We start from the raw sequence: 25,666 nt of genomic DNA, 5'->3' as shown, positions 1-25,666 counted from the left end.
ACCCCAAAAGATTCACACTTCCTGTTAGCTAGCTTCTTATTCTTTTTTCTGAAACTGTTTCACTAATCATATCATACATGATCTCGACACCTTTTTTGGATGACTCGAAATTAAATACATTGTCAGCATCGATTCCAAGATTTTCTCCTTCCTTCGCCACATCTATATTTGCTCCTAAGAAAATAAATTCCCAGTTATGCTTTTCTTTTTGATGAGTAATTAGTTCTTTGACTTTCTCATATGAAAATTCTTTACTCGCGTTTTCCATTCCGTCTGTCGTGATGACAAAAATAACTTTATCTGATTTTCTTTCTTCACTACTTTTTGCTAACCTATTACCTACATCTAAAATTGTTTTTCCAACCGCATCTAATAGAGCCGTGCAACCTCTAACGTAGTATTCTTTCTCCGTAAGCTTTACGTTATTAGCATCGATCCCATTCCATAACACTTCATATTCGTCATCAAAAAGTACAGTCGTTAAAATTGTCTCTCCCTTTAACTCACTTTGCCTTTTCACAAATGCATTAAAACCTCCTACAGTATCACTTTCTAATCCCGCCATTGAGCCACTTCTGTCCAAAAGAAATATAATTTCTGTTACTGATTTACTCATCTAAAAACATCCTCTCTTCATTGTCATGCTATAATAATAACTAGAATTATAGTCGGTGTGGTCGCTTATAAGGCGACATTTTTTGGGGAGGCTTTTTAGATGCTTAGCAAGAAAATGATAGAAGAATTACAAAAATTTATAGATCAACACTCCGTAATTTTAGAATTTAATTTTAGTGAATCTGAAAACTTATATTCTTATGATGATTTAGACCCTCAAGATATAGAAGAATTTATGGAAGAAAACCGTGAACCTTCCTTTGCCGAGGTATTATTTGGCTTTATTGACAAACGTGGTTATAGTGACACAGAAGTTTACAAGAGGGCTGGTATGGATCGTAGGCACTTCTCAAAAATACGTTCAAATCCTGATTATAAACTTCGTAAAAGTACAGTTGTAGCTCTGGCTTTTGCTTTAGAATTAAATAAAAAAGAAACCGAACAACTGTTAGAGTCAGCCGGTTTCTCTTTAAATCATCACGATACTTTTGATTTAATTATCCAATTTCACTTAAAGAAAAAAATATATGATCTAGATCATGTAAATGAAGCGTTGGAATATTTTAGTGTAAAAACTTTGTTCTAGTCCTTAGTTTGTGTTTTCTATTTAACTACCCTGGATAATTATCTTAATATAATCGGATTGCAAATAGAAGCCTACGAGCTTCTATTTGCAGTCAAACCCTTTTACTAATTATAACCATAGAAGCTCTAGTGAAGTGTCTTTTTAAACGCTAGTGTTGTTTCTAAAACCACAAAAAAGAACTGCCCAGATATCAGTTTTTCTGACCCTTGAGCAGCCCTTTTCCATCAATCATATATTTATTTTAATGCTTCTATAACTTCTTTAATTTTTGCAAGTTCAGATTGTAAACCACCGCCACTTAAGTACCATAGTCCGCCATCTAAATAGACGATTTGATCGTTTTTGTATGCAGTAGTTTTCTTGATAATTTCATTTTCCATATCCTCATTTATGTTTGATTCACCATTAACTGCTGCTGTGCGGTCAATAACGAATAATACTTGCGGATCGAATTCTAATATTGCCTCAAAACCGAAATTAGATCCATGACTTGAAGCTTCAATATCCTCTGTTACAGGTTTAAATCCATAAATATCATAAAGGTAACCAAAACGTGAATTTGTTCCAAAGCCTGCTAAACTTCCTTCATTATACATAGTCACTAAGCTGGTTTCATAGTCACCAGCTAAAGCGTTCACTTCTTCTAAAGCAGAATCAAATTGAGTGAGGTATTCTTCTGCTTCTGCTTCTTTACCAAACATTTTAGCAGCTATATCAACTGATTCTAAGAATGTATTCCAGTAGTCATCTTGCGTAGTACCAATGAAAACTACATTTGGAGTGATTTCTTTCAATTGATCATAGAATGCGGATTGACGACCAGAGATAAAAATTGCATCCGGCTCTAAAGCAGCTATATCTTCTAATAATGGTTCTTTTAAGGTACCAATGTTTGTGTATTCATCTGAATTATATTTTTCTAAGTGAGATGGTAGAGTACTTCCATTTGCTACACCTACAATCCCTTCCACACCTAAAGCATCTAATGTATCTAAGAACCCATAATCAAATACAACAATATTTTCTGGTGCTTTTTCAAATTCAACTTCTGCAAAATTATAAGCAGTACCATCTCTTCCTTCAGTTTCAGAAATCGTAGGTGCAATGGTCATAGGATAAGCAGCATTTTCACTTGCAGTGCTTTCTCCTTCTGATTCGTTACTTTGTTCACCTTGATCTGCAGACGCAGAAGCTTCTTCAGCTCCTTCTTCATCTGCACCACATGCCGCAAGTACTAATGCAAAAACAAAAAGTAAAATAGCAATTTGCCATTTTTTCATTATAGTCTCTCTCCTTATTTATGTATTATTAATAATGATAATCATTATCACTGAGAACAATTATCATTATAGAATCAATAATCTTTCTCGTCAACACTTTTTAAAGTTGTTTACAACAAGTAGTTTATTTAAAAAATATCAATTAGGTGTTATTGCGTGTGTTTAGAAAAACTTGGTTTGTCGCCAAGTCCTTATGGCGAAAGCCTTCGTTTTTCTTATACTTTAATCCTTTAACATAGTTAAACTTTCTTAAAGTACAAAAAAAACAAAGAGGAAGCATATAAAACACTTCCTCTTTGTTCGTAAAAGTGGTGATATCATGGTGTTTGGGAATTAAAGTACACACAGATGCGGCACCCATCTTGTTCTTGAATCGGGATATCCATATCATAAATCTCTCGTAAAGCTTCTGAATTAATAATTTCATTTGTCGGCCCATTTTTGACAAGTTTACCATTTTTTAATGCCACAATCCGATCAGAATAGACAGACGCAAAATTAATATCGTGTAAGACGATGACAACTGTCTTATCTAATTCATCCACAAGCCTACGTAATAATTTCATAATTTGTACAGAATGCTTCATATCCAAATTATTTAATGGCTCGTCGAGTAAGATATAATCAGTATCCTGAGCAATAACCATCGCAATAAAAGCACGCTGCTTTTGTCCACCAGATAGCTCATCTAAAAATTGATCCTGCATTTCCGTTAAATTCATATATTCAATAGCTTGTTCAACATATCGATTATCTTCATCAGTTAAACGACCTTTTGAATAAGGATACCGTCCAAATGAAACTAATTCATGGACCGTTAAGCGAACATTTATAAAGTTTGCTTGTCTTAGAATGGAAACACGTTTGGCAAATTCTGTTGACTTCCACTTTTTCACATTATTTTTATCGAGTAGCACTTCTCCAGTATCCGCATCTAATAACCTACTAACCATAGATAATAGTGTAGATTTCCCAGCACCATTTGGTCCAATGAACGATGTAATCGTACCGGGTTGAATAGAAACAGATACATCATCAACGACAGGCTTCTTATTAAATTTTTTTGTTAATCCTAAAATTTCTATCATGCAGCAGCCCTACTTTCCCTTAGTAATAAGTAAATAAAGTAAATTCCACCGACAAAATTAATAATGACACTAATCGTCGTACGCAAGTCTAATATATGCTCCACAATAAATTGACCACCAACCAACGCTACAATACTAAATAGACTAGCACCGAGAATTAAGGTCGAGTGCTTATATGTTGCAAAGAATTGATAGGATAAATTGGCGACAATTAAACCAAAGAACGTAATAGAACCTACTAAAGCAGTAGATGTTGCAATCAATACTGATGATAAGATAAGAACATTCATTACCATGCGATCATAATTTATGCCTAAATTAATTGCATTTTCACGGCCAAGTGACATTACATCGAGTTTTTTCATAATAAAAGCACCATAAATAAACGACAGTAACAAAATACCAAAGGCAATATACAACAACTCAGCCTTTACTTTAGAAAAGGAAGCAAATAAAAGTGATTGAAGGCCTAGATATTCAACTGGGTCGATTAGTACTTGCAAAAACGTTACTAAACTTCCTAAAAGTGTTCCAATAATCATACCAATTAGCAATAATAAGAAAATCGGATATTTATCTGCACGAAATAGAAAACGATATAACAAAAAGGCAAATATAACCATCGCTGCTAATGCCACACCAAAATTTAAATATTTATTTAAAATCCATATAGACATGGACCCTGCAAAGAAATAAATAACGGTTTGAACTACTTCATACATAGAGGCAATACCCATTATAGAGGGGGTTAAAATTCGGTTTTGTGTAATTGTTTGGAAAACAACTGTTGCATACGATATGGCAACACCTGTAATAATCATGGCAGCTACACGAATCATTCTTCTAGGAAAGGCATAATCAAATCCACCTTTAATATCGTAAAAACCATATAGCAAAATACTGAGGACTACTAAAATGAATAATAATATTAACTTTGTCCTATTTCGCATATGCTCTACCCCTAAATAACATAATTAAGAAGATCACACTACCGATTACTGCTACTGTAACATTTACCGGGATTTCATAAGGGTGAATAATCAAACGACCTATAATGTCACATATTAGTAAGAAAACAATACCTAGAAAAATAGTATGTGGAATAATTTTACGTAAATTGTCCCCCAAATATATTGATACAATATTCGGGACAATTAAACCTAAGAAAGGAATGACCCCTACAGTTAAGACTACTGTTGTAGCAATAATTGCAACAAGGATAAGTCCAATATTTAAAACAACTTTATACTTTAGTCCTAAATTTTTAGCGAATTCCTCACCCATTCCAGCAACGGTAAATTTATTCGCATACAAATAAGCCAAGATAATAGCAGGAATACTAATATACAACAATTCATACCGGCCAGATATAATTAATGTAAAACTTCCCATTAACCATGCAGAAATATTTTGGATAAGATCTGCTTCATAAGCAAAGAATGTCGTAATGGACGACAAAATATTTCCATACATAATCCCAATTAACGGCACAAAAATAGCATCTTTAAATTTGATTTTGTCAAGAATTTGCATGAACAATAAGGTTCCTAATAAAGCAAACCCAAAACTAAAAATAACTTGTTGTGTATATGTAACGTTTGTAATAAATAACATAGAAATTAAAATTCCTAGCTTAGCTGCATCAAGGGTACCAGCAGTAGTTGGTGAAACAAATTTATTGCGACTTAATGATTGCATGATAAGCCCAGCAATACTCATTCCCGCACCTGCTAGGATAATCGCTATCAATCGGGGTACACGGCTAACAAAGAAAATATGTGCTTCGTCAGAATTAAAATCTAATAAGTCACTTATCTTAATATCAATTGCACCTATAAATAAGGATATAAATGATAGAATAATAGCAGCTGTAATCAAAATCCACAGTTTCATATGTACTCCTCATAACCTATCATATTCTCAGAATCATAATTGAAAATGATTATCATTCCAAGTGATTATAAAGTATAAGCATAGTCGATATCGATGTCAACATCAAATTCGATTAGAATTAAGCGAATCCTAGAAGCTTCAATTTCTGTTTAAAGTTGTTCAGGAACTGAGAAATCTATTAAAGTAATCGCTCTGGCTATTGCGTTAAAATTAAATAAAAAAGAAACCGAATAACTATTAAGTTCAGCCGGTTTTTCGTTAAATCATCATGATACTTTTGATTTGGTTTTTCATTTTTGCTTAAAGAAAAAAATATATGACATAACTCATGTGAATCAATCTTTTAAGTTGATTAGTTGTCTAACATGAAACCTGATAAAATAGAACGGTAAGTATAGAATTGCTTCTTACTTGCCATTCATTATTTACTTTTTGATTCGCAGTTTTCCTTTTTTCGTTACAGCACTTTTTCTAGTCATCTTATTAATTTTATCAACAGGTTTGAAACGTAATGCAGACCAATCTTCATCAATAGCTACTTGACGAACTGGCTCAAAGCCCTCATCAGCTAATAAAGCAGCGACTGTCTCACGGCTACAATTTGATCCTTTATACATCTTTGATGATTTCTTAGGATAACAAAGCCATAATAAGCCGTCTTCTTCCACAACTTTTACACCCTTCTTCACATATGTTTGAATCTCTTCATTAAAAGATCCGAATACTTGTACGAATGGATACAAATCTAACCCAAAGTCTTTATGTACTTCTGCTTCAAAAGCATTTATAACTTCTCCATATTCCTTAGGTGCATTTATTATCAATATTGGTTTACTCTGATCTTTTAATTGTAGCTTCTTAATGATAGCAGCCTGCTCTAACATTATTTTTTCCTCCCTATACCACTATAAAACTGTTGGAGTATTATGTCTTAATTAATCATCATTATTTCCGCAAAATCTTCTCCATCGCTTTTCCCTTTGCCAATTCATCAATCAGCTTATCCAAATAGCGAATTTCCTGCATAGTTGATTCTTCAATGTCTTCCACTCGGACACCACAGACTACACCTTTGATCAAAGCACGGGAAGGATTAAGTTGGGGGGCTTCCGAAAAAAAGGTTTCAAAGTCTGTCTTTTTTTCCAGTTGCTCTTCTAACTCATCTTGGCTATACCCCGTCAACCACCGGATGATTTCATCTACTTCTGCTTTCGTGCGACTTTTTTTCTCTGCCTTCGTAACATAATGGGGATAGACACTCGCGACACTCATTGTATAAATTTTATGTTTGTTCATGATACACATTCTCCCTAATATGATTTTCTTCATTATAGTAAGAAAAATATTTTGGTTCAAACATGTCACCAAGAATGCAGGTGTTGATTATTTATCTAAACGATAATCCTCATGTGATAAATATGTAATATCTTTCTGTTAAAAAGTAATAAAAAAATCCCTCAAACCATTTGTCCGAGGGAAATCAAGTTTTCACCTAACCTATTTCAAGCTTTTTTCAGCTCTAACAATGCTACACATTCGATGTGACTGGTTTGAGGGAACATATCTACTGGCTGAACTTCTTTTAAGACGACACCCGCTTCGCTTAGAATTTTCAAGTCTCTAGCTAATGTGGATGGATTACAAGAAACATACACTATTCTTGTTGGCTTCATGTCAACCATCGCATGAAGCAGTTCTTCATCACAGCCTTTACGTGGGGGATCAACAACGATTACATCAGGACGTAAGCCTTGTGACTTCCACCACGACATTACTTTCTCAGCAGCACCTACAACAAATTCAGCGTTATCAAAACCGTTTAATTTTGCATTGTTCTTCGCATCCTCTATCGCTTCGGGTACAATTTCAACACCGTAAACTTTTTTTGCTTGTTGAGCTAGAAATAATGAGATTGTCCCAATTCCACAATAAGCATCTATTACCGTTTCATTTCCACTCAAATTAGCATATTGTAATGCTTGATCATAGAGCTTTTTCGTTTGAACAGGATTTATTTGGTAGAAGGACTTGGCAGAAATCGCAAACTTAATATCCCCAATTGTATCGTGGATATATTCTTCCCCCCATAATACCTTCGTTTTATCCCCAAGGATTACATTTGTTCGCTTAGAATTAACGTTATGAACGATCGATTTGACGTTCGGATATGCTTTATGGATTTCTTCCACGATTTTTTCTTCATAAGGTAACTTTTCTGTTCTCGTCACAAGTACTATCATAATTTCATTTGTAGCTTGTCCATTTCGAACCATTATGTGACGCAATGTCCCTCTATGACTTTCTTCATCATAAGGAGTAATCCCAGCATCCTCCGCAATTCGTCTAACAGCCTCTACCATTCGATCATTTTGCTCATCGGTTATTGGGCAAGTATCCATATTAATGATTTCATGACTTTTTTGCTTGTAAAAGCCTGTTTCAAGTCTACCTTCAATTCCACGCACAGGAATTTGCACCTTATTTCGATAACGCCAAGGATCCTCCATACCTATGACTGGATGGATAGAAATGTTTTCTACATCTATATTTCCGAGCTTACGCAATGTATCTTTTACTTGTTTATGCTTCATTTCTAACTGCATTTCATAACTCATATGCTGTAGTTGACAGCCTCCACACTGATAAAACACGTCACAAGGTGGTTCAATTCTTTCCGGACTTTGCTCTGTTACTTCCACTAGCTTACCAAAAGCAAAATTTTTCTTTACCTTTATTACTTTAACCTTTGCTTTTTCTCCCGGTAAACCGTATGGAACAAAGAGTGGATAACCATTTATTTTACCAACTGCAGATCCTTCATGTGTTAAATCTTCAAACTGTAATTCAACCATTTGGTTCTTTGTAACTGGGGGTTCTACTTTAGGCATGTACATCTTCCTTCATTTCAAATTAACTATGTATAATTAGTTTTGCCATTTTACTAGGGATAACACATAACAATTACATCTTACTATTGTATATTGCCCAATGAAAGAGAAAAGACAGCATTTTAACATGCTGTCTCATTTTGTTTAACCTTAGTTGATCCATAGGTTAGCTAGGGCAATCAAGGCCTTGCTCTTTTTTGAAGGCTCTTTTTGTAAAGTAATAGCCTTTACTTAAAATCTTCTGGTACGAAAAACTCGATGTGTTGATATAAATTGACAAATTTCCCGGGCAATAATCCGCCAAATTCGCCGTCTAAATTGAGTTGCATCTTTTCTTCGGTTTCAACAGATACAGAATTTGTCCTTGTATAAATAACTTTGTCGTTATCTAAATGATTACCCCGAAGAACCAATGTTACAATTCTAATAAATTCTGCAATATTTGTTTTTTTCAAGATGAGTAAATCAAAAAGTCCATCGTCCATTCTTGCTTCCGGTGCTAGTTTTTCAAAACCACCCACAGAATTAGAATTCGAAACGAGAAAGAGCATGATTTCTTCTTCTATTACTTGATCATCAAAGGAAATTTTAACCTTTGATGGTCGAATGGATGGAAGCATTTCCATCCCTTTTAAATAGTAGGCGAGTTGACCAAGAACGGTTTTCATTTTACTTGGAACTTCATAGGTAAGCTCTGTAATTTTGCCTCCACCTGCTATATTAATAAAATACTTATCGTTTACCCTGCCGACATCAAGGTTTCTTGTATTATTCTGAACGATAATATCCACTGCTGCTTGAATATTTCTAGGGACATGAATGGCTCTAGCAAGGTCATTTGTCGTTCCAACAGGTATAATTCCTAACTTTGGCCGATACGATTGTTCTGCTAATCCATTTATTACCTCATTAATGGTACCGTCTCCACCTGCAGCAATGACCACTTCATATCGTCTTTCCACAGCAATTCTCGCTGCATCAATAGCATCACCTTCACACGTTGTTGCATGTGCGGAAGCCTCATACCCAGCTTGCTCTAGCTTTTGTAGCACATTCGGTAGTTCCTTCTTGAATGCTTCTCGTCCAGATGTTGGATTGTAAATAATTCTCGCTCGTTTCATTAAGGTCACCTTCATAACTAGGATATATATTACTATCATAATATTTAATCTAATATAAATTATATTACGAAAACAGAAATATAGCACGACTTATTCGTCATTCAAATTGTCTATTTTCTCTTTGGATGTTTCCCAAAAGACTTTTCTTTTGATCACAAAATATTTAAAACGCTATGCCATTTAATCTGTGTGAAACCACCCGCTATCGAGGCTGAAGCTTTGTCTATGAAAGAGAAATATTATGCCATAGCATTGAGGTAGTATCTATTAATGTAGTATTATTTATGTTTTTTTCTAATTTTAGCAACAATCTATGCGAAAAAGTATTATCACAAATTACTCCTACTATATATATCAGTTTCCAAGTTAGAATACAAATAAAGATTAGCACTAAAAAAGTGCTAATCTTCTTCTTTACCTCTTATTCATTTCGTCCATTAAGATTTTATTTACCATTTTAGGGTTGGCTTGACCTTTTGTTGCTTTCATTACTTGCCCTACTAGGAAACCAAGAGCACGGTCCTTACCATTTTTAAAATCCTCTATAGATTGAGTGTTTTCATCAAGAATTCCTGTTATAATTTCTGTTAGTTGACCTTCATCTGAAATTTGCACAAGACCTTTATCCTTAACGATTTTTTCAGGATCCCCGCCTTTTTCTACGAGTTCACTAAATACCGTTTTAGCAATTTTAGAAGAAATAGTACCATCTTCTATTAATTGAATCATTTTAGCTAAAGATTCTGGGGTTAGCTTTATTTCGTGAAGTTCCTTATAATGCTTGTTTAAATAACCTGAAACTTCGCCCATCAGCCAGTTCGATGCAAGCTTCGTATCTGCTCCGGCTCTTATCGTTTCTTCAAAGAAATCAGACATTTCTTTCGTCAGTGTTAATACCTCTGCATCGTAAGCGGGTAGTTCAAGTTCTTTAATATACCGCTCTTTTCTAGCATCCGGAAGCTCTGGAATTTGCGCACGTACTCTGTCCTTCCATGCTTCATCAATATATAAAGGAACGAGGTCTGGCTCTGGGAAATAACGATAATCGTCTGAACCTTCTTTTACTCTCATTAAGATGGTTTCTTTTGTTTGCTCATCGTAACGGCGAGTTTCTTGAAGAATTTCTCCCCCTGATAGAAGGACTTTTTCCTGTCTCTTCTCTTCAAACTCAAGACCTTTTTGTACGTAGTTGAAAGAGTTTAAGTTTTTAAGCTCTGCTTTTGTTCCAAATTCCTCCTGACCATAAGGACGCAAGGAAATGTTCGCATCACAACGTAGGGACCCCTCTTCCATTTTACAATCAGAAACTCCAGTATATTGAATGATGGATTTAAGTTTTTCCAAATATGCATATGCTTCCTTCGGCGAACGAATATCTGGCTCCGAAACAATTTCAATCAATGGCGTACCTTGACGGTTGAAATCTACTAGAGAATATCCGTCATTACTATGTGTTAATTTACCCGCATCTTCTTCTAAATGTAGACGAGTAATACCGATACGCTTTGTTTTGCCGTCTACTTCAATTTCAATCCAACCATGCTCACCAATTGGTTTATCAAACTGAGAAATTTGATACGCTTTTGGATTATCTGGATAGAAGTAGTTTTTACGATCAAACTTTGTATCTGTAGCTACTTCACAATTTAAAGCCATTGCCGCGCGCATTGCGAAATTAACAGCCTCTTCATTTAAAACAGGTAGTACACCTGGATAACCAAGGTCAATTGGATTTACATTTGTGTTCGTATCTGCACCAAATGCATTTGGACTTGGGCTGAAAATTTTGGAGTTTGTTTTTAATTCAACGTGCACTTCTAATCCAATAATTGTTTCAAAATTCATTAGTTGGCACCTCCAAGCGTTGGCTTTTTCTTATGGTGGTCAGTCGCTTGTTCAAATGCATGTGCGGCACGATAAACGGTTCCCTCATCAAAATGCTTCCCAATTAACTGAAGTCCGATTGGTAGACCTTCTGAAGAGAATCCACATGGGATAGATATCCCTGGAACACCAGCAAGGTTAACTGGAATGGTTAAAATATCATTTGCATACATCGTAAGTGGATCTGCTATTTTCTCCCCCACTTTAAATGCTGGAGTAGGAGTTGTCGGTCCTAGAATAATATCGTATTTCTCAAATACGTTATCAAAGTCTTGTTTGATCAACGTCCGTACTTTTTGTGCTTTCTTATAATACGCATCATAATAACCTGAACTTAAAGCGAAAGTTCCAAGCATAATACGGCGTTTTACTTCTTCTCCAAATCCTTGACTACGAGAAAGTTTAAACATTTCTATCATATTTTTAGCTTCTGGTGATCTTACACCGTAACGAACACCATCAAAACGAGCTAAATTTGCAGATGCTTCAGAAGAAGATAATAAATAGTAAGTAGCCACTGCATACTTTGAGTGAGGTAAAGATACTTCTTCCCACTCTGCACCTAATGCTTCATATTTTTTTAATGCTTCTAACACAGCATTTCTAACTTCTTCTGTGACACCTTCACCTAAATATTCTTTAGGCACGGCAATTTTAAGTCCTTTTACGTCTCCAGTAAGAGATTCGGTATATTTCGGTACATCTATATTTGCGCTTGTAGAATCCATTTTGTCATGCCCAGAAATAATTTCCAAAACTCTTGCATTATCTTCTACTGTTCTTGTTACTGGACCGATTTGATCTAAAGAGGATGCAAAAGCAACGAGGCCAAAACGTGAGACACGTCCATAAGTAGGTTTCAACCCTACTACACCACAAAAAGCAGCAGGCTGACGGATAGATCCGCCCGTGTCAGATCCTAAAGCAAATAGTACTTGACCAGAAGCAACTGCCGCTCCAGATCCACCACTAGAACCACCAGGAACATGCTCCGTATTCCATGGATTTCGTGTCGTAAAATAGCTAGAGTTTTCATTGGATGAGCCCATTGCAAATTCATCCATGTTTAGTTTCCCAACAGTAATTGATTTTGCTGCATTAAGCTTTTGAATAACCGTTGCATCATATAAAGGATCATTAAAATTACTTAAAAATTGACTGCCACAAGTAGTACGAAGGCCTTTTGTGACAATGTTATCTTTAATCCCTGCAGGTAAACCAAAAAGAGCTTCACCAGCTTGTCCACTTTCCTCTAGTGCTTTAGCCTGAGCTCTAGCTGCCTCTTCATTTAACGTTAAAAATGCTTTTACTTTATCATCAACTTCACTAATTCTTTTGTATGATGTATCAACTAAATCTGAAACGGTAATTTCTTTGTTATGTAGCTTTTGTTGTAGTTCAGATATGGAATGATCAAATAGTGACATCTTTTTACCTCCTTACTCCAAAATAGATGGTACACGGAATTGTCCGTCTTTTTTATCTGGTGCATTTTTCAACGCTTCTTCTTGTGTTAACCATTGTTTCGACTCGTCTTTACGCATCACATTTTTCAAATCAAGGACGTGTGTTGTTGGTTCTACATTATCTGTATCTAATTCATTTAGTTGCTCTGCAAATGTAATAATGGAGCCTAACTGTTCCGAAAATTTCTCTACCTCTTCTTCTGTTACGGCTAGCCTCGCTAAGTTCGCCACGTGTTTTACTTGTTCCTTTGAAATTTCAGCCATTTTTTGTTCACCTCCGACTATGTTCGAACACTCACAATATTTTTTTATAATAGCAAATTTTCCTTATATATAGCAACTTGTACCCTTACCATTTTAACACTTAATCCATACATTAAAACATGAAAGGCTCATAGGTCTATCTTATGTCTTTCCTTTCATGTAAAGATAAATGCTAGGAGGATAAATCTCGTCTACTCGATATTGCAACTTTTCTAGGTAGCTGTTATGTTATGAAGAAGCCAGAGGGATTAGAAAAACGAAGGCTTGTCGCCAAGTCCTTATGGCGAAAGCCTTCGTTTTTCTTATACTTTAATCCTTTAACAAAGTTAAACTTTCTTAAAGTAAAAAAATAGCCTCCTCCATTAAATGGAGAAGGCGCAAATATCAATAGATAAACGTCGATAAAACTTTGCTTGGTGCTTTACGCTTTGGCGGTAAACTGTTCTTCTTCTGTTGATCCTTTTAATGCAGTAGTTGATGACGTCCCGCCTGAGACAATCATGGAAACTTGATCAAAGTATCCTGTACCAACTTCCCTCTGGTGCCTTGTTGCTGAGTAACCGTGTACCTCACTCGCAAATTCTGCTTGCTGAAGCTCTGAATATGCAGCCATCCCTCGATCCTTATACCCTCGAGCAAGCTCAAACATACTATGATTGAGCGCATGGAATCCTGCCAATGTTACAAACTGGAATTTATAACCCATTTTGCCTAGTTCCTGTTGAAATGCTGCAATCGTGTTTTCATCTAGTTTCTTCTTCCAATTGAAGGACGGAGAACAATTATAAGCTAGTAATTTATTTGGATATTTCTCATGGATAGCTTCAGCGAAACGTTTTGCTTCCTCTAAGTTTGGCTCGGATGTTTCACACCAAATCAAGTCTGCATAAGGCGCATATGCCAGCCCTCTAGCAATTGCTTGGTCTAGTCCTGCCTTCGTACGATAAAATCCTTCTGGTGTTCTTTCTCCAGTTATAAATTCATGATCATATGGGTCTACATCACTCGTTACCATGTCTGCCGCATTCGCATCAGTACGTGCAATTAATATCGTTGGTGTACCCATGACATCTGCAGCTAATCTTGCTGCTACTAAATTTTTTACAGCTGTTTGTGTAGGTAACAATACTTTTCCACCTAGGTGACCGCATTTCTTCTCAGATGATAGCTGATCTTCAAAGTGTACACCAGAGGCACCAGATTCAATCATTCCTTTCATAAGCTCAAAAACATTTAGTTGCCCCCCAAAGCCTGCTTCTGCATCTGCGACAATTGGTTGAAACCAATCAATCGTTTGATCTGATTCTACATGGTGAATTTGATCAGCCCTTTGCAATGCTTGATTAATTCGCTTCACTACGTGCGGAACGCTATTAGCGGGATATAAACTTTGGTCAGGATACATGTGCCCGGATAAATTTGCATCTGCTGCAACCTGCCATCCACTTAAATATATTGCTTTTAACCCTGCTTTTACTTGTTGTACCGCCTGATTCCCCGTCAATGCACCTAGTGCGTTAATATAATCGTCTGTATGCAAGTAGTTCCATAGTTTCTCGGCACCTGTTTTCGCCAATGTATGCTCAATGTCAATCGATCCTCTTAGTTTTATGACTTCCTCTGCTGTATAAGGTCTTTCTACCTCATTCCAACGACTATCGAATGCCCAGCTTTCTTCTAATTTTCTTACTCGTTCAGCAAACATTTTAATTCCTCCCTCTTATTCTAAAATTTCATAGCCTAGTAATGTTAAAAACTCGATAAATTCATCTTCTAATATCAAGCGGTCAAACAATTTGATTGCTTCATAAAATCTACCTTGTTGAAAAGTATCGTTTCCAATTTCTGCTTTGACTTTCCCCAGTTCCTCTGTTTTCAATTTTTCATATAAATGTCCGGTTAATTTTCTTCCGTCACTTAGCACGCCTTTAGGACTTCTAATCCACTGCCATAACTGTGCCCTCGAAATTTCTGCCGTTGCGGCGTCCTCCATTAAGTGATCAATAGGAGCTGCACCTTTCCCTTGTAGCCAAGAGGCAATATATAGGATACCGACTCTAATATTTTGACGGACTCCTTTTTCTGTAATATCACCTGTCGGAATTTCAAGTAGTTGTTCAGCTGTTACTTCCATGTTTTGTTGTTTTTTTGAATCTATTTGATTCTTGCTTTTCATTTCTTTATTAAAAATTTCCATTGCTACAGGTACTAATCCGGGGTGTGCCACCCAAGTACCATCATGGCCATCTCGTGCTTCCCGCTCTTTATCATTTCTTACTTTGTTGAATGCTTCTTCGTTTGCTTTTTCGTCCCCTTTTATAGGGATTTGTGCTGCCATTCCCCCAATAGCTGGAGCATTTCGTTTATGACATGTTTTAATAGTCAAAAGAGAATATGCTCGCATAAACGGAACTGTCATTGTTACTGTTGAACGATCTGGAAATACAACAAGTGGATGCTTGCTAAACTTTTTAAGGTAACTAAATATATAATCCCACCTACCACAGTTTAAACCTGCGGAATGTTCTCTCAGTTCATATAAAATTTCGTCCATTTCAAAAGCTGCTACTATTGTTTCTATTAAGACGGTAGCTTTTATCGTCCCTCTAGGAATACCAATAAATTCCTGGGCAAAAAGAAATACATCATTCCAAAGTCTTGCTTCTAAGTGGCTTTCTAGTTTGGGAAGATAAAAATAAGGTCCTGAACCTTTCTTCATTAGCGTTTTCGCATTATGAAAGAAAAACAATCCGAAGTCGAACAAGCTTCCACTTATAGGATGACCATCAACTGTTACATGTTTTTCCTCTAAGTGCCATCCCCTAGGGCGCACCTTTAGAACTGCTAAATCATCCTTTAGTTCATATTTTTTTCCGTTTTCATTAATAAAGGAAATTGTTCCTTGAACAGCGTCCCGTAAATTCACATGTCCTTGGACGACGTTATCCCAAGTAGGGGACGTTGCATCTTCCAAACAGGCCATAAATACCTTGGCTCCTGAATTCAATGCATTAATAACCATTTTACGGTCAACAGGACCGGTAATCTCTACTCGCCTATCCTCTAAGTCGTTCGGGATAGGTGATATAGTCCAATCACTGTTACGAATACTCTCCGTTTCTTTTAAAAACGATGGGTATTCACCTAAATCAAATTGCTTTTGTCTTTCCTCTCTGTGCTGTAACAGTTCCGTTCGACGAGAACGGAACTTTCTTTCTAACTGTTGTATAAATAGTAGGGCATCAGGGGTTAGGATATCCGCATATTCCCAGCGCATCTTACCATTTACATCAATCCCTTTCGTTTTTGTCGTCATACTTTTTACACCACCTTGTTATATTACAGTTATTATAACTTGTTTTGTATTATATAACAGTATTTGAAAAATGTAACCGGTAAATTGGAAAAAAGTATGGAAAAGTTTTCGACAATATATTTTTCATTAGTCAATTCATTATTCTTTTTGTAGTGAACATCAAAAAGTTTTAACAAGCAAAAAAATGCTGCTAGATTCCTGTTTTTTCACAAAAAAAGAAGCCTTCTCTGCAAAAGAGAAGGCTTCTGTACTATTGAATAATTATTCTTGAGCCATTTGGCGAGCTTTTTCAAACTCTTCTTCCATTTCAGGCTTCGGTTGTGAGAATAAGCTAAATACTACTGCTAAAATAACGTTAAGAAGGAAACCTGGAACAATTTCATATAGATCAAAAATTCCACCTTCTAAGTAGTTACCCCATACTATTACCGTTACCGCACCTGCAATCATACCTGCAATGGCACCAGAAGCAGTAATACGCTTCCAGAATAGAGAAAGAAGGATAATTGGTCCAAATGCAGCACCAAATCCAGCCCATGCGTAACTTACAAGTTCAAGTACAGAGTTTGTTGGATCCCCAGCTAGTAGAATTGCAATTACTGCAATCACAGCTACGGAAATACGTCCCACTGTTACAAGCTCTTTATCTGTAGCATTTCTACGGAAAACACCTTTGTAGAAATCTTCTGCTACAGCTGAAGAAGATACAAGTAACTGAGAGTCAATTGTACTCATAATTGCTGAAAGTATCGCAGCAAGTAAAATACCTGCAACAATTGGATGTGTTAACACTTGAGACATCATGATAAATACTTCTTCGCCATCACCAAGGTTTAATGTACCAACCTGGCTCATTGCGAAACCAGCTAAACCGGCAAATACTGCACCATAAAGACCGATTACCATCCAGCTAATACCGATAAATCTAGCTTTCTTAACATCTTTATGAGAACGAAGACCCATAAAACGAGCTAAAATGTGAGGCTGACCGAAATAACCAAGACCCCATGCGAGGTTTGATAGTATTGCGATTACTCCAACTCCAGCAACCATTTCTAAGTGACCTTCACTTGCTTGCCCAATTGTGTTAAGCGTTTCTTGCCATCCACCTAGCTCTGAAATAGCTACAAGTGGTAAGACAACTAGAGCAAGGAACATTAAGATCCCTTGAATGAAATCTGTCCAGCTTACTGCAATAAAACCACCTAAGAATGTATAAGCAATAATTACTATTGCACCAATCCAAAGACCTTGCGTATAAGTGAGTTCGAATGAAGAACTAAATAATTTTGCACCTGCTGTCATCCCTGATGCCGTGTAGATCGTGAAGAAGAACAAAATAACAATCGCAGAAACAAGACGGAGGATGTGCGTATTATCCTTAAAACGATTTTCAAAGAAATCAGGAATTGTAATAGAATCATTAGATACTTCAGTATAAGTGCGTAAACGTTTTGCTACAAACTGCCAATTTAAATATGCACCAATTGATAAACCTACTGCAATCCATGCACCAGATAAACCGCTTGCATAAATGGCACCTGGTAAACCTAGTAGTAACCAACCACTCATGTCGGATGCACCAGCACTAAGTGCAGCAACACCTGGGCCTAAACGTCTGCCCCCTAAAAAGTAGTCTGATAGATTATTCGTTAGTCGATATCCTATGACACCGATAGCTAACATACCTGCTAAATAAATTATAAATGTAATTAAAGTTGCCATTAACTATCTTCACCTCTCTTAAATAATGATATTGCACATAAAATAATTAGTATCGGCATTGGGACGAAAAACCAAAACCACGTTGCTCCAGATAAAGCGAAATCTTCACCCATGTTTGTCTACCCCCCTTTTTTACCATACTATTAATCTTATAGAAATTTTATGAATATTTCAAAAAAGTATATTTTAGAATATCCTCGAAATATGCTGTTATTGGCGAAAAATGCTAGATTAATGAGTCCATAGTCCTTAATTTGCATGTTAATCATTGTATAAGAAAAAATAAGAGCTCTGTACAAAGGTTATGTACAGAGCTCTTACAATTATTAACAGTTATTAAAGCATTTCAGAAGTTGTTTTAGCTTGTAGGAAGTTCATTAGGTAATCAGGTCCACCAGCTTTTGAATCTGTACCTGACATGTTAAATCCACCAAATGGATGGTAGCCTACAATTGCAGCTGTACAACCACGGTTAAAGTAAAGGTTCCCTACATGGAAATCTTCACGAGCTTGCTCAATATGTTCACGGTTGTTCGTAATAACAGCACCTGTTAAACCGTAATCCGTATTGTTCGCAATTTCGATTGCTTCTGTAAAGTTTTTCGCCTTCGTAAAGGCTACTACAGGACCAAAGATTTCTTCTTGCATGATAGAAGCATTAGGGTCTAAATCAGCAAATACTGTTGGCTTAATGAAGTAACCAACTGAATCGTCACCTTCTCCACCAGTCATTAGTCTACCTTCTTTTTTCCCATCTTCAATGTGTCCCATAATTTTGTTATAAGCCGCTTGATCGATTACTGGCCCCATATAAGTATTTGCACTATTAGGCTCTGCAACCGCTTTGGCTTTTTCTTCTGTAATTTCTACAACACGCTTAAGTAAATCATCATAAATTTCTTCATGTGCTACCACACGAGAACATGCTGAACATTTTTGTCCAGAGAATCCAAATGCAGCACCTACGATTGATTCCGCAGCAAGTTCTAGATCTGACTCACTGTCTACGATCATCGTATCTTTACCACCCATTTCAGCAACAACACGCTTTAACCAAAGCTGACCTTCGTTAACTTTAGCAGCTCTTTCAAAAATACGTGTTCCTACGTCACGAGAACCTGTAAAGCTGATGAAACGTGTACGAGGGTGATCAACTAGGTAATCCCCAACTTCTTTACCGCTACCAGGGATATAGTTAATAACTCCAGCAGGCAATCCCGCTTCTTCTAATACTTCCATAAACTTGTATGCAATTACTGGAGTTGCACTAGCAGGCTTAAGTAATACCGTATTTCCAGTTACCATTGCAGAAACTGTTGTCCCAGCCATAATGGCAAATAGGAAGTTCCAAGGAGAAATGACAACACCTACTCCAAGTGGAATGTAGTTATAACGATTGTTCTCAATTGGACGGCTGTTTATTGGAGCCCCATCTTTTAGACGAAGCATTTGACGTCCATAATATTCAAAGAAATCGATTGCTTCCGCTGTATCAGCATCTGCTTCTTTCCAAGGCTTACCTGCCTCTTTTACTAGCCAAGCACTAAATTCATGCTTACGACGACGCACAATTGCAGCCGCACGGAATAAAAGGTCTGCACGGAATTCTGGTTTAGACTTTCTCCACCATTTAAATGTTTCATCCGCTACTTTCATCGCTTTCTCAGCAAGCTCTTGATTCGCCTTTGAAACGTTTCCTACAACCTCATCTTTTTTAGCAGGGTTTATAGAAACAATTTTATCATCTGTATAAATGCGCTCCCCACCAATAATCAATGGATAATCTTGCCCTAGTTCGGCTTCAACTTTTTTCAAGGCTTCTTCAAATTCTTTACGATTTTCGTCTTTTGAAAAATCAGTAAATGGTTCATGAGTGTAAGGTACTACCACGGCAATTCCTCCTTTTATTCAATTCATAACCCATCCCTTTGCCTAGGGAAAGGGTTCCCTGTATCATTCTAACCTATTCAATCTAGCTGTTCAAATATCATGGATATTATTCTCCTTAAACGACAAAAAGATCCCCTAGCTTTAAGGGATCTTCCTTGTTTTATTGGTAAATATAGACGTGAGGTTCGTCTTCCCCTTCGCCTCTTTCCATCAGTACTTCTTGTTTATCCGTAGACATTACATTTATTTCTAAATCATAATTTGATGTAAATGTCTCCATAATTAGGCCATAGGCATATTGCGCAAAACCAACAACTTCTGCCTTCCCATAAAATTCAATAGGAATTTCAATTTTTAATTCTTCTAGCTCATCATTCACATAAAAACCCTTTCCAATTACACCAACAAAATTTGGAAAGAACTTTCTTACTTCCTTTGTGAAATCTTTCATCATATTTGCATCAGCGACATAATCCTGGTCTGCTTCACCTGAAGGAAATAGCACGTATTTTTCATTGATGGTTGTCCATTCACCAATAGACATATCATTTCCTTCCACCGTCGTCCTAGCTACAAAGTTTCCAGGAACAAGTGAAGACTGCTCCTCTTCCCTAAATAAGGCAATCATAATAGGAACATCAACAAGCCCCTCTATACTTCTTATTCGTTCTAAAATTGTTTGAGCAAGCTTTTTCCCTTCCCTTAGCATTTCTTCCTCATCGATAGGACGATAATAATCCGGACCACCAATTTCTGTTTCGAATTGATAAACTGATTTTAAAGCAAGTCCAATGGAAATACCTTTTAGCTCTACTTTATTTCCTTCTGTTTTTTGCAAATAGTTCTGTTCTAAAATATGCGATAAATATCTAGGATTTTCACGATATGACTCTGGGTCACTTTCATCACCTGTTAAGGTAGGGTTTAACCCACTTTGGTATTCCTCTTTTGATAAAGTGGGTCTTTTTCCTTTGAAGCTCTCCACATAAGCTTCCCACTCTGCATCTGTTTTTTGTCTACCTAACCACCGGTAAACAATATCTTCCGAAAGATATTGTCCTTCTTGGAAGAAATGATTATCAGGATCAAAAGTAGATTTAGAGTGTCTTCTTAATCCTATTTCCATCTCGTCTATATCAAATCGATTAAAAACCTGGTTAACTATTACACCACGTGCTTTACCAGGCTTATATTCCAGAATAACTTTGTATTCATCATCCGAAACGTTGTATTTCGGTATAATTGCTGTTTCTACTTGCTCTTCATCCGTATCCTGAACGATTTCCTCTTCTGATTCATAAGAAGGGGCACAACCCGTAATAGTCAGGATAAGACAGGCAAAGAGAAAGAAAACCTTTTTCATCATTCTCCACCCCTATTGGCTTAAGGCCTCTTCTAACTGTTCCTCATTCCAGATCTCAATACCTAGTTTTTGTGCTTTATCGTATTTTGACCCCGCATCAGCACCTGCTATTAGTATATCAGTAGTTTTGCTCACACTACCAGTTACTTTTCCACCTAATTCTTCAATTTTTTGTTTGGCTTCAGATCGGGAAAATAGCTCTAGCTTTCCAGTGAGAACTACAGTCTTACCTGAAAACGGAGAATCTGTACTTATTTCTTCTTGTCTTAATCCTTTATATTCTAGATTTAGACCTAATTCTTTTAACTCTTGAATTAATTCCTTCACTTGTGGTTTATCAAAATAGCGGACGATAGAATCAGCTACTTTTTCTCCAATATCTTGAATCGAAATTAACTCTTCTTCCGTTGCCATCATTAATTTTTCAATCGTCAAAAAGTGCTCAGACAGCGTTTGTGCTGCTTTACTACCTACGTAACGAATGCCTAAACCAAATAACAGTCTTTCGAGTGAATTTTCTTTTGAGTTATCAATGGACTGTAGTAAATTTTGTACAGATTTTTCACCCATACGTTCGAGCTTGAGTAGCTCTTCCTTATTTAGTTTATATAAATCTGCAATTGTAAAAATTAATTTTTCATCAAATAATTGTTTAATAACCTTTTCTCCTAGGCCATCAATATTCATTGCATTCCTAGAAACAAAATGAATTAAACCCTCTCTTAATTGGGCAGGACAGTTTGGATTGATACAGCGTAAAGCAACTTCTTCTTCTAAACGAACTAGTTCACTTCCACACTCTGGACATTGTGTTGGCATAGTAAAAGGCTGTTCATCGCCTGTTCGTTGATCAACTAAGACACGAACTACTTCAGGGATAATATCTCCTGCCTTTTTAATAATAACTGTATCTCCAATACGTATATCTTTTTCACGTATTAGATCTTCATTGTGTAAAGATGCTCTTTGTACAGTTGTCCCAGCCACTTTAACCGGGTCTAAAATAGCAGTAGGCGTTACAACACCTGTTCTTCCAACACTTAGTTCAATGTCCTTTAATTTCGTAGTCGCTTCTTCCGCAGGAAATTTATATGCAATAGCCCAACGCGGACTTTTAGCTGTAAATCCTAATTGTTCTTGCATTTCAATTTCATCTACTTTTATAACAATACCATCTATCTCATAACGAAGGTCTGGCCGATGTTCCTGCCAGTAGTTGACGTACGCAATAACTTCATCTATATTCTGACACTTTTTTGTCTCTGGGTTCACCTTAAACCCTAACTCTCTTAAATAAGCTAGTCGTTCACTGTGTGAGGTGATTTCCCCAGCTTCCCATTCTCCAACACTGTATATAAAAATGTCTAAGTTTCTAGCTGCGGCAATTTTAGGATCCAGCTGTCTTAAAGATCCAGCAGCAGCATTTCGCGGATTAGCAAACAAATCTTCCCCATTTTGCTCACGAATTTCGTTTAAAGCTGAAAAGGATTTCATTGGCATGAAAGCTTCCCCGCGCACTTCTATTGCACTTTCTTCTTTAATTTTTAATGGGATACTTTTGATCGTCCTTAAGTTCTGGGTTATATCCTCACCTGTTTTCCCATCACCCCTCGTAGCACCTCGAGAGAAAAAGCCATCTACGTAACGCAAAGATATGGCTAAGCCATCAATCTTGAGTTCACATACATAAGCAACCTCTGATACGTCTACACCTTCCCGTACTCTCCGATCAAAGTCTTTTAAGTCTTGTTCATTAAAAGCATTTCCGAGACTAAGCATAGGAATGGTATGCTCTACCTTTTCAAATTCATCAAGCGGGCTCCCACCTACTCGTTGAGATGGGGAATCGCTCGTAATCAATTCTGGAAATTGCTCCTCTAATTTCACAAGCTCCTGCATCAGTTCATCGTATGCTGCATCTGAAATAGATGGTTGATCGAGCACATGATATTCATAGTTATATTTATTTAATTTTTCCCTAAGTAGGGATATTTGTTTTGTTGCCTCTTGAATATCCAACTAGGACACCTCACTTACCCTTTCGTAATTGGAGCAAACTGTGCTAACAAACGTTTAATACCTGTCGGGGCAGGGAAGGCAATATCAAGCTCCATCCCATCTCCTTCACCTTGTACTTTAACAACGGTTCCTTCTCCCCATTTTTTATGCATTGCTTTATCACCAGGCTTCCAAGCAAAATTCTCCCCACCCGTTGTACCTTTCGTAATACGTTGGGATTTTCTTTTTGGCTGACTTTGCGGTGTCGGTTGTGCTTGAAAATTCGTTTGACTAGGAGTAGCAGAAAAGCCTCCCGTAGAAAAAGTGATAACAGGGTCTTCTTGTTTTTCAATAAACTCCTCAGGTATTTCACTAATAAATCGACTAACAGGATTCATCAATGTACGCCCATATAACGTGCGCATTTGTGCATGGGTTAAAAATAACTTTTGCTCGGCTCTTGTTATACCCACATATGCAAGACGACGTTCTTCTTCCATTTCTTCCTCATCCATTAACGAGCGACTATGCGGGAATATACTTTCCTCCATACCAACTAAAAATACAACCGGAAACTCTAATCCTTTTGCAGAATGAAGAGTCATTAAAACAACCTTATTATCTTCCTCATCATCTTCTACTTTATCGATATCTGCTATAAGTGCTAAGTCGGTTAAAAATGCAATTAAGCTTTTATCTTCTGTTGCCTGCTCAAATTGTTGCGTAACGGTTTTAAACTCGTTTATGTTTTCTAAACGGCTTTGGGACTCTAGTGATTTTTCATTCAATAGCATTTCTTCATAGCCTGTTTTTTCTAGCACTTGCTCCACTATTTCCGTTACAGATAAGAAATCTTGCATTTGTTCCCAGTTTTGAATCATTTCCCGGAAAGCATAAATACCATTAGCTGCTTTTTTACTAATATCAATTCGATCAACTTCTCTTGCTGCTTCATATAAGGAAATCCCTTCCCTCGTCGCAAAAGAAAGGAGCTTTTCAATAGACGTTTTCCCAATTCCACGTTTCGGTTCATTGACAACACGTTGGAAGCTAATATCGTCATTAGGATTTGCAATTAAACGTAGGTAAGCAAGTAAATCCTTAATTTCTTTTCTGTCGTAGAACTTTGTGCCCCCAACGATTTGATAGGGAATGTTTGATTTTACTAAAACATCCTCAACAGCACGAGATTGAGCATTCGTTCGATATAAAACAGCCATATCGCGGTAGGTTAAATTCCCCTCATTCATAAGTGTTTCAATTTTATCTACGACATATAAGGCTTCATCTTTTTCAGAAGCTGCTTGATAAAATTGAATCGTTTCTCCATCCAAATTCTCTGTCCAAAGCTTTTTTGGTCTTCGGGACATGTTTTTCTCGATAACATGATTTGCTGCTTGCAATATGGTCTTTGTAGAACGGTAATTCTGTTCTAGCAAAATGACTCTAGCGCTAGGGTAGTCTTTTTCAAAGGATAAAATATTCGCAATATCCGCTCCACGCCAGCGGTAAATGGACTGGTCTGAGTCACCTACAACGCATAAGTTTTGATGGCGCTCTGCTAACATTTTTACGAGCTGATATTGAGCATGGTTCGTATCTTGATACTCATCCACATGAATGTATTGAAAACGACGTTGATAGTATTGGAGTACTTCTGGTAAACGTTGAAATAAGTTAATGGTTTGCATAATTAAATCATCAAAATCTAACGCATGATTTTTTCGTAATGTCTTTTGGTATATTCGGTATACTTCCGCAGTCTTTTCTTCATATAAATTACCTGTTGTCTTCGCAAATTCTTCCGGGTCAACTAATTGGTTTTTTGCGGAGCTAATGCCATTCAACATTGCTCTAGGATCCCATTTTTTAGGGTCTAAATTTAAATCCTTTAATACTTGTTTAATAACCGATAATTGATCACTCGTATCTAAAATAGAAAAATTACGGCTCACACCAATTCGATCAATATCTCTTCGTAAAATTCGTACACATAAGGAGTGGAATGTAGAGATTAAAATTTGACCCGCTTCATTACCTACAATCCTGTGTACTCTTTCCTTCATTTCTCTTGCCGCTTTATTCGTAAATGTAATTGCCAGAATGTTGTGGGCTGATACCCCTTTTTCGTGCATTAAATAAGCTATACGGTGAGTTAAAACACGAGTTTTCCCACTTCCTGCACCTGCCATTATTAAAAGAGGGCCTTCTGTATGCTTAACGGCCTTTGCTTGTTGTTCATTCATTCCTTTTACGATTCCATCAGCTGTAAAACTCACGTCGTTCCCC

Annotated in this window: 20 protein-coding genes; 1 reads left to right on the top strand and 19 read right to left on the bottom strand. The window is 36.7% G+C overall.

Annotated features, from left to right (window positions below; genetic code table 11):
- Nucleotides 1-28: 28 nt before the first annotated feature.
- Entirely contained in the window at nucleotides 29-616 is a 588-nt protein-coding gene (locus HNQ94_RS16765) for a vWA domain-containing protein (protein ID WP_174497273.1), read from the bottom strand.
- Between the two features lie 99 nt (nucleotides 617-715).
- On the opposite strand from HNQ94_RS16765, the gene HNQ94_RS16760 reads away from it, so the two are divergent.
- Entirely contained in the window at nucleotides 716-1,201 is a 486-nt protein-coding gene (locus HNQ94_RS16760) for a hypothetical protein (protein WP_174497274.1), read from the top strand.
- Between the two features lie 236 nt (nucleotides 1,202-1,437).
- Here HNQ94_RS16760 and HNQ94_RS16755 read toward each other — a convergent pair whose 3' ends face one another.
- The 18 genes from HNQ94_RS16755 to pcrA form a co-directional block, all read right to left on the bottom strand.
- Nucleotides 1,438-2,481 (bottom strand): siderophore ABC transporter substrate-binding protein, encoded by a 1,044-nt coding sequence (locus HNQ94_RS16755; protein WP_174497275.1) that lies wholly within the window; start codon nucleotides 2,479-2,481, stop codon nucleotides 1,438-1,440.
- Nucleotides 2,482-2,798: 317 nt separating this feature from the next.
- Nucleotides 2,799-3,569: an iron ABC transporter ATP-binding protein gene (locus tag HNQ94_RS16750; protein WP_174497276.1), complete on the bottom strand. Its 771-nt coding sequence runs from the start codon at nucleotides 3,567-3,569 to the stop codon at nucleotides 2,799-2,801.
- The gene (locus HNQ94_RS16745; protein WP_174497277.1) at nucleotides 3,566-4,519 is read right to left on the bottom strand and encodes an iron chelate uptake ABC transporter family permease subunit; all 954 of its coding nucleotides are present in this window, start codon (nucleotides 4,517-4,519) and stop codon (nucleotides 3,566-3,568) included. Before HNQ94_RS16745 ends, HNQ94_RS16750 begins: the two co-directional genes overlap by 4 nt.
- The gene (locus HNQ94_RS16740) at nucleotides 4,509-5,462 is read right to left on the bottom strand and encodes an ABC transporter permease (RefSeq protein ID WP_174497278.1); all 954 of its coding nucleotides are present in this window, start codon (nucleotides 5,460-5,462) and stop codon (nucleotides 4,509-4,511) included. The genes HNQ94_RS16745 and HNQ94_RS16740 overlap by 11 nt, the downstream gene beginning before the upstream one ends.
- Before the next feature lie 425 nt (nucleotides 5,463-5,887).
- Entirely contained in the window at nucleotides 5,888-6,346 is a 459-nt protein-coding gene (locus tag HNQ94_RS16735; protein WP_174497279.1) for a DUF3052 domain-containing protein, read from the bottom strand.
- A gap of 61 nt (nucleotides 6,347-6,407) precedes the next feature.
- Nucleotides 6,408-6,758 (bottom strand): DUF2200 domain-containing protein, encoded by a 351-nt coding sequence (locus HNQ94_RS16730; protein WP_174497280.1) that lies wholly within the window; start codon nucleotides 6,756-6,758, stop codon nucleotides 6,408-6,410.
- Nucleotides 6,759-6,964: 206 nt separating this feature from the next.
- Nucleotides 6,965-8,350 (bottom strand): 23S rRNA (uracil(1939)-C(5))-methyltransferase RlmD, encoded by a 1,386-nt coding sequence (rlmD, locus tag HNQ94_RS16725; protein WP_174497281.1) that lies wholly within the window; start codon nucleotides 8,348-8,350, stop codon nucleotides 6,965-6,967.
- Between the two features lie 227 nt (nucleotides 8,351-8,577).
- Nucleotides 8,578-9,471 (bottom strand): diacylglycerol kinase, encoded by an 894-nt coding sequence (locus tag HNQ94_RS16720; protein WP_174497282.1) that lies wholly within the window; start codon nucleotides 9,469-9,471, stop codon nucleotides 8,578-8,580.
- A gap of 414 nt (nucleotides 9,472-9,885) precedes the next feature.
- Nucleotides 9,886-11,316: an Asp-tRNA(Asn)/Glu-tRNA(Gln) amidotransferase subunit GatB gene (gene gatB / locus HNQ94_RS16715; protein ID WP_174497283.1), complete on the bottom strand. Its 1,431-nt coding sequence runs from the start codon at nucleotides 11,314-11,316 to the stop codon at nucleotides 9,886-9,888.
- Nucleotides 11,316-12,782: an Asp-tRNA(Asn)/Glu-tRNA(Gln) amidotransferase subunit GatA gene (gene gatA / locus HNQ94_RS16710; RefSeq protein WP_174497284.1), complete on the bottom strand. Its 1,467-nt coding sequence runs from the start codon at nucleotides 12,780-12,782 to the stop codon at nucleotides 11,316-11,318. Before gatA ends, gatB begins: the two co-directional genes overlap by 1 nt.
- A 12-nt stretch (nucleotides 12,783-12,794) precedes the next feature.
- Nucleotides 12,795-13,085, bottom strand: a complete 291-nt coding sequence (gene gatC / locus HNQ94_RS16705) for an Asp-tRNA(Asn)/Glu-tRNA(Gln) amidotransferase subunit GatC (RefSeq protein WP_174497285.1) — start codon at nucleotides 13,083-13,085, stop codon at nucleotides 12,795-12,797.
- 421 nt (nucleotides 13,086-13,506) lie between these two features.
- A complete protein-coding gene (gene aceA / locus HNQ94_RS16700) occupies nucleotides 13,507-14,790 on the bottom strand; it encodes an isocitrate lyase (RefSeq protein WP_174497286.1) in 1,284 nt (427 codons plus the stop codon).
- Nucleotides 14,791-14,805: 15 nt separating this feature from the next.
- The gene (aceB, locus tag HNQ94_RS16695) at nucleotides 14,806-16,401 is read right to left on the bottom strand and encodes a malate synthase A (protein ID WP_174497287.1); all 1,596 of its coding nucleotides are present in this window, start codon (nucleotides 16,399-16,401) and stop codon (nucleotides 14,806-14,808) included.
- Between the two features lie 261 nt (nucleotides 16,402-16,662).
- Nucleotides 16,663-18,126 (bottom strand): sodium/proline symporter PutP, encoded by a 1,464-nt coding sequence (gene putP, locus HNQ94_RS16690; RefSeq protein ID WP_174497288.1) that lies wholly within the window; start codon nucleotides 18,124-18,126, stop codon nucleotides 16,663-16,665.
- Between the two features lie 336 nt (nucleotides 18,127-18,462).
- Nucleotides 18,463-20,016: an L-glutamate gamma-semialdehyde dehydrogenase gene (pruA, locus tag HNQ94_RS16685; protein ID WP_174497289.1), complete on the bottom strand. Its 1,554-nt coding sequence runs from the start codon at nucleotides 20,014-20,016 to the stop codon at nucleotides 18,463-18,465.
- Nucleotides 20,017-20,176: 160 nt separating this feature from the next.
- Nucleotides 20,177-21,382 carry a CamS family sex pheromone protein gene (locus HNQ94_RS16680; protein WP_311771635.1) on the bottom strand — a complete coding sequence of 402 codons (1,206 nt, stop codon included), beginning with the start codon at nucleotides 21,380-21,382 and terminating at the stop codon, nucleotides 20,177-20,179.
- 9 nt (nucleotides 21,383-21,391) lie between these two features.
- Complete coding sequence (gene ligA, locus HNQ94_RS16675) at nucleotides 21,392-23,398, bottom strand: NAD-dependent DNA ligase LigA (protein WP_174497290.1); 2,007 nt, start codon at nucleotides 23,396-23,398, stop codon at nucleotides 21,392-21,394.
- Between the two features lie 14 nt (nucleotides 23,399-23,412).
- Complete coding sequence (gene pcrA, locus HNQ94_RS16670) at nucleotides 23,413-25,656, bottom strand: DNA helicase PcrA (RefSeq protein ID WP_246200043.1); 2,244 nt, start codon at nucleotides 25,654-25,656, stop codon at nucleotides 23,413-23,415.
- Between the last annotated feature and the right edge of the window lie 10 nt (nucleotides 25,657-25,666).

This window comes from Salirhabdus euzebyi, from assembly GCF_014207435.1.
GTDB lineage: Bacteria > Bacillota > Bacilli > Bacillales > Alkalibacillaceae > Salirhabdus > Salirhabdus euzebyi.
This window is presented reverse-complemented; position numbering and strand designations above follow the sequence as displayed.

What these genes read in the sequence shown, in the direction of transcription:
- HNQ94_RS16765 (WP_174497273.1), bottom strand. Translation starts at nt 616, where the DNA reads ATGAGTAAATCAGTAACAGAAATTATATTTCTTTTGGACAGAAGTGGC.
- HNQ94_RS16760 (WP_174497274.1), top strand. Translation starts at nt 716, where the DNA reads ATGCTTAGCAAGAAAATGATAGAAGAATTACAAAAATTTATAGATCAA.
- HNQ94_RS16755 (WP_174497275.1), bottom strand. Translation starts at nt 2,481, where the DNA reads ATGAAAAAATGGCAAATTGCTATTTTACTTTTTGTTTTTGCATTAGTA.
- HNQ94_RS16750 (WP_174497276.1), bottom strand. Translation starts at nt 3,569, where the DNA reads ATGATAGAAATTTTAGGATTAACAAAAAAATTTAATAAGAAGCCTGTC.
- HNQ94_RS16745 (WP_174497277.1), bottom strand. Translation starts at nt 4,519, where the DNA reads ATGCGAAATAGGACAAAGTTAATATTATTATTCATTTTAGTAGTCCTC.
- HNQ94_RS16740 (WP_174497278.1), bottom strand. Translation starts at nt 5,462, where the DNA reads ATGAAACTGTGGATTTTGATTACAGCTGCTATTATTCTATCATTTATA.
- HNQ94_RS16735 (WP_174497279.1), bottom strand. Translation starts at nt 6,346, where the DNA reads ATGTTAGAGCAGGCTGCTATCATTAAGAAGCTACAATTAAAAGATCAG.
- HNQ94_RS16730 (WP_174497280.1), bottom strand. Translation starts at nt 6,758, where the DNA reads ATGAACAAACATAAAATTTATACAATGAGTGTCGCGAGTGTCTATCCC.
- rlmD (WP_174497281.1), bottom strand. Translation starts at nt 8,350, where the DNA reads ATGCCTAAAGTAGAACCCCCAGTTACAAAGAACCAAATGGTTGAATTA.
- HNQ94_RS16720 (WP_174497282.1), bottom strand. Translation starts at nt 9,471, where the DNA reads ATGAAACGAGCGAGAATTATTTACAATCCAACATCTGGACGAGAAGCA.
- gatB (WP_174497283.1), bottom strand. Translation starts at nt 11,316, where the DNA reads ATGAATTTTGAAACAATTATTGGATTAGAAGTGCACGTTGAATTAAAA.
- gatA (WP_174497284.1), bottom strand. Translation starts at nt 12,782, where the DNA reads ATGTCACTATTTGATCATTCCATATCTGAACTACAACAAAAGCTACAT.
- gatC (WP_174497285.1), bottom strand. Translation starts at nt 13,085, where the DNA reads ATGGCTGAAATTTCAAAGGAACAAGTAAAACACGTGGCGAACTTAGCG.
- aceA (WP_174497286.1), bottom strand. Translation starts at nt 14,790, where the DNA reads ATGTTTGCTGAACGAGTAAGAAAATTAGAAGAAAGCTGGGCATTCGAT.
- aceB (WP_174497287.1), bottom strand. Translation starts at nt 16,401, where the DNA reads ATGACGACAAAAACGAAAGGGATTGATGTAAATGGTAAGATGCGCTGG.
- putP (WP_174497288.1), bottom strand. Translation starts at nt 18,126, where the DNA reads ATGGCAACTTTAATTACATTTATAATTTATTTAGCAGGTATGTTAGCT.
- HNQ94_RS16680 (WP_311771635.1), bottom strand. Translation starts at nt 21,382, where the DNA reads ATGATGAAAAAGGTTTTCTTTCTCTTTGCCTGTCTTATCCTGACTATT.